The organism is Cupriavidus sp. 05T313, assembly GCF_056396665.1.
Genome location: NZ_JBFTLX010000434.1, coordinates 1 through 4,671, shown reverse-complemented (window position 1 = coordinate 4,671; position 4,671 = coordinate 1). Strand labels below are relative to the sequence as shown.

Below are 4,671 nucleotides of genomic sequence, written 5' to 3'. Positions count from 1 at the left end.
ATGTAAGCCCGCACCTCATTCTGGCGGTCCTTTATGAATCCGAACAAGCCAATATTTGCAAAATACCAGTTCAGCCAATTACTTCCAGAGCCAACTTGATAGGCTCCAGCAAAGGGGCCAGTTGTAATTTTCAAGGCATCAAGACTAGCAAGGATATCAAATCCTGATTTGGCGGACGCACCTGCGCTTGGATTTGCATTCTCAGGCTGATATTTTGTGGTTGAATTACCAATCACCGCGGTGGACTCTTCAGAGTTACCACCTCCATCACAACCCGCCAGGGCCATCGCGAGAGCGGTAAAGAGAACCAACCCCCTGGAGGGAAGGCGATACAAAGGGTAAATAGACTTCAATTCCATACTGTGGTTTATTGATTTAAATCTAGATTAAAACATGGAAACAATTTATGTCCCGCGTATCTGGGCTCGGACCGCAAGAAAGAGTGCTTACCAAAGCATTTTCAATTTGACGGCGCGGTCGTGTAAAGTCGGACCATGAATTAGACTAAATCGCTGCGTCAAACTTCGGACCGATACGACTACGCGTCGTCATCAAGCGCCACGTATTCACCGCTTCACGGCTTAGTCGTTACTCGTAAGAGAAGAAGCTGCCGAGCTTGTCCTTGCGTTTGAGCGCCATGCCGGCGCCCCGCACTACGCAGCTCAATGGGTCTTCGGTCACCAGCACAGGTAGGCCGGTTTCCTCTGCCAGGAGGCGATCCAGTTCACGCAGCAACGCCCCGCCCGCCGGTCAGCATCATGCCGCGCTCGGCAATGTCGGCAACGAGTTCCGGCGGGATCTGTTCGAGCGCGATCTTAACTGCCGACACGATTTGATTAAGCGGATCGGTCAGCGCTTCGAGGATTTCGTTGGACGACACCGTGAATGCGCGCGGGATACCTTCGGACAGATTGCGGCCCTTGACCTCCATTTCGCGGACTTCGGAGCCTGGGAAGGCCGATCCGATTGCCTTCTCGATGGCCTCGGCGGTCCGCTCGCCAATCAGCATGCCGTAATTGCGCCGAATGTAGTTGACGATGGCTTCATTGAACCTGTCGCCGCCCACGCGTACGGAGCCCTTATAGACCATCCATACTGACCTCGGTCGTACCCCCACCGACATCCACCACCATCGAGCCGGACGGCTCTGACACCGGTAGGCCCGCGCCTAGCGCGGCCGCCATTGGTTCTTCGACCAGGTAGACCTGGCTGGCGTCGGCGGCCAGTGCGGATTCGCGGATTGCATGGCGCTCGACCTGGGTCGAGCCGCAGGGCACGCAGATGATGATTCGCGGCGACGGCCGAAGCAGTTTGGTGTCGTGCACCATCTTGATGAACTGCTTGAGCATCTGCTCCTGACCGTAAAGTCGCGATCACGCCGTCTTTCAACGGACGGATGGCCTCAGTGTTTCCCGGTACCTTGCCCAGCATCTGTTTGGCTTCCTGGCCGACCGCCTGGATGGTTTTCCGAGGATTGAGAGCACCCTGCCGGCGGATCGCAACCACGGAGGGTTCATCCAGGACGATTCCCTTATCGCGCATGTAGATGAGAGTGTTGGCAGTACCGAGATCGATCGCAAGATCGTTGAAGAAGTAGCTGCGGAGAAATCCGAACATCAAGAGTCTTTCGGAAAACACCTTGGCTCGATACCCCCGAGTGACGCGAACCGGGCTTGCATGACTCTGGGCGGTAAGCCCCGAATGTCAAGCGGAAGCGAATGATACCTTATGACTCTGTCCGCTCTAGGCTTCACAGTCTCCCCGTGCAAACAGCACCGTCGCGAAGTACGTGCGGCGTCCGAGATGACTACCCTTGCGCGCTGCTATCTAGTCGTCGAAGCCGTGTCTGCTGCAGCGTTAAAACCGCCCTCCTCGACTTTCACCGCATGTTTAACTGCCGATTGCACACTCTCGTACCGCGCATTGGATGCGTCGATGACGGACCAGCATTCCGTCATGATTTAGCTCACCGAACGACGCACGAGTCAGCCCGATTAAGCGAGATTAAGTGAGCGGAGTTCGCACGAGTGCTTTTGGAGCGTTAACTATGGGAAGATCTCGGAAGACGGCGGCACAGGCGGACCAGGTGCTGTTTCTGGATTTTGATAACTGCGTTCACTCTTGTGAGCATCGCGCTTCCGCCTGAAGCTTGTACGCACCTCGCGGGTATCACTGACCAGGAGACTCGGAAGGTGTCAATGACGTTGCGTCCCTTCGTGTCTGCAGTTCAGCAAGTCCTAAAGCGAGCGGCGCAACATTCCCGCCACCGCCAGTTGGCGTTTGTCATATATCTCGCTCTTAGTTTCTTCGAAGAAACCGAAGGCGCACCGTATCCCCCCATCGTTAACGAGACGCGTTTGCGATTCCCCCAGATTTCACAAAATTTGCGCGTCTAATTTCCTCGAAGAAACTGACTTCGTGTTGCCCCAAGTAAAACTGCCGAGTGATGCGAACCTTGCGCACCGGTGCTTTGTAGCCAATTCCCAGTAAACGGTCACACTCATATTGCGGAACTGCCTTGGCAAGTTCTTCTGACGACTCGTTACTACCCAATCATGAATTCCCCAGACGGGACCAAGATGAACTTCATCCCGAGAGAGTTTTCGATCAACTTAGGTGATTCTGCCGCGGCCTTAACCCTCCCGATTGAGATCGCGAGCAAAGCCAGAATCGACACCGTTGCATGTTTCCACATATTGGAGGCGTTGTTGCATAAATCGGACTTAAAAACACAGAGGATCCTGTGATCCGAAATTCAGACGATGCGGACGGACTTCGGGCGTGCAAGAGCCGCCATGCGGTTAAGCACGCCTGCGCGGATCGCCACTTCTGTTGCTTGCGAGCCGATGCACGCGCCCAAAGGCGATTGCCCGTGAGCGTCTTGAGCCCGTATATCAGGTTCTCGACCAGCGAGCGACGGTGGTAGTCGCAGCTCTTCTTCCATTCCCCTTGTACATGGCGGGCAACTTCACCGCGAGCTCCTGCGCTCGGCGGCTCAACGTCGTGTAATTGGGTACCGGCAACTCGAGGAATGCGAGCTTGCGCAGGCTACACGCGAAGCCCTGGAGAGCCCGCAGAGGCAGATGGAAGACTTGCTTGAGTCCAAGCAGCATCTGATTCGCTGCGTCCGAGCAGACGTGCGGCCGCCCCCGCCTGGGCGATGTGTCCTCGGGCGCCGTGCCCAGTACGCTTTCGTCAATCCACATCGTCACGTCGCCTCTCGCAATCAAGCCAGCGTTGTAGCTCGCCCAGTTCCTGACACGATAGACACCTTTCGGCTCGCTTCGCTTGTGTTCGTCCTTGCGCATCTTCTCGGCAAAAAGTCGAGAATCTACGCAAGTCCCCGAAAAGTTAACAGACGTGCCAACTTGGCTGTTGCGCGTAAACGTCAGCTAGCACAGCCGGATTTATGCAACAACGCCCATATTGGGCTCAAAGATAGGCAATTCGATCACGCAGGCCTGAGTGTGGCTTCTTTGTCTGTTGTGCGGACCAATGGCGATGAGATTGCAATGGTCAGGAGGGCAACCCAATTAGTGACTTCCCTAGGATCGTGTCTATCCGGACTTTTTGAGGACGCCCAAGCAGATATCGCTTGAAGCCTACTGGTCTGGGGAGGGCATGGATGTACTACTACGCGATATCGGAGGATCGCGCTGCTCGATTGCCGATATCTGGCGGCAGGCCGGAACAGCTGGCCACGTGATCTTGCCGCTGTCTGGCGCTGCACGATCTTGAAATATCCCGTTTCGGCGTCGCGCACCGCGCCATCGCTGGAAAAAGTACAGCTTGCCGCCGACTCCGTCCCGCAGTGGCTCGTCTTATGGACGCACAGGATCGTCCCAGATGGTGCGCAGCAACGCGGATCAATGAAGCGACGCTTGAGGTCCAGGGCCCGCCCCTTGCCGGCAGGCAAGTCGACAAGATCCACACCGATGACACACCCGTGCCGGTGTTCGAACCCGGCAACGGCAAGACCAAGACTGGTCGGATCTGGACCTACGTGCGCGACCACCGGCTCGCCGGTTCACGCGACGCGCCAGCGGCCTGGTTCGCATACAGTCCCAGTCGTTCCGGCGAGCACCCACTGGCGCATTTGAAGGGCTTCAAAGGGACGCTGCAGGCTGACGCATTTGCCGGCTATGACAGATCTATGAGGGCGGTGCCGTGCGTGAAGCTGGGTGTATGACTCAGTATCCCGAGAGCCGTTTTATCTGGAGAAGCGACCGGGCATGGCAAGGTACACATGGCACCACGCAGATATGGGACGCCGGACGCCTCAGCACGATCGCCGGTCAGGGCATACCAGGCAGGACCTACAACCGTCGACGTCAGCTTCTGCGCGTAAGGCACATGCATGAACCCGTTCATTTGTATAAACAAATTATCTTCCCACTATAGCGGGGCTTGGACGTCGGTCTTCATCGCGTCATTGCGATGTGCCTGCTGAACCGACTAACACTGCCCTTGTTATGTTCCCCGGTGTTCAACCGGCGAGGCCGACCGTGGGTGTGAGGCTCACCCTCCCGCCGCCGCTGGATCGGAGCGTGGCCACTAGGTCTGGGAGGTCGGTTCATTTTAAGTGGGTTAACTGATGCAACATGCTTATGCAGACAAGCCTCTAACCGCGGCCTGCGCCCTGAGCTAGCCACAGCCTGTGCAGTGGTGGTC

4 pseudogenes are annotated in these 4,671 nt (G+C 56.5%); 1 reads left to right on the top strand and 3 read right to left on the bottom strand.

Annotated elements, in window-relative coordinates:
- From AC1DKD_RS40415 to AC1DKD_RS40405, 3 pseudogenes are all read right to left on the bottom strand, one after another.
- Positions 1–359 (bottom strand): annotated as a pseudogene (locus tag AC1DKD_RS40415) (hypothetical protein); the annotation flags it as partial.
- 229 nt (positions 360–588) lie between these two features.
- Positions 589–1,617 (bottom strand): annotated as a pseudogene (locus tag AC1DKD_RS40410) (rod shape-determining protein).
- Positions 1,618–2,755: 1,138 nt separating this feature from the next.
- Positions 2,756–3,308: pseudogene (locus AC1DKD_RS40405) on the bottom strand (transposase).
- A gap of 614 nt (positions 3,309–3,922) precedes the next feature.
- Here AC1DKD_RS40405 and AC1DKD_RS40400 point away from each other — a divergent pair.
- Positions 3,923–4,150 (top strand): annotated as a pseudogene (locus tag AC1DKD_RS40400) (IS66 family transposase); the annotation flags it as partial.
- Positions 4,151–4,671: the final 521 nt, after the last annotated feature.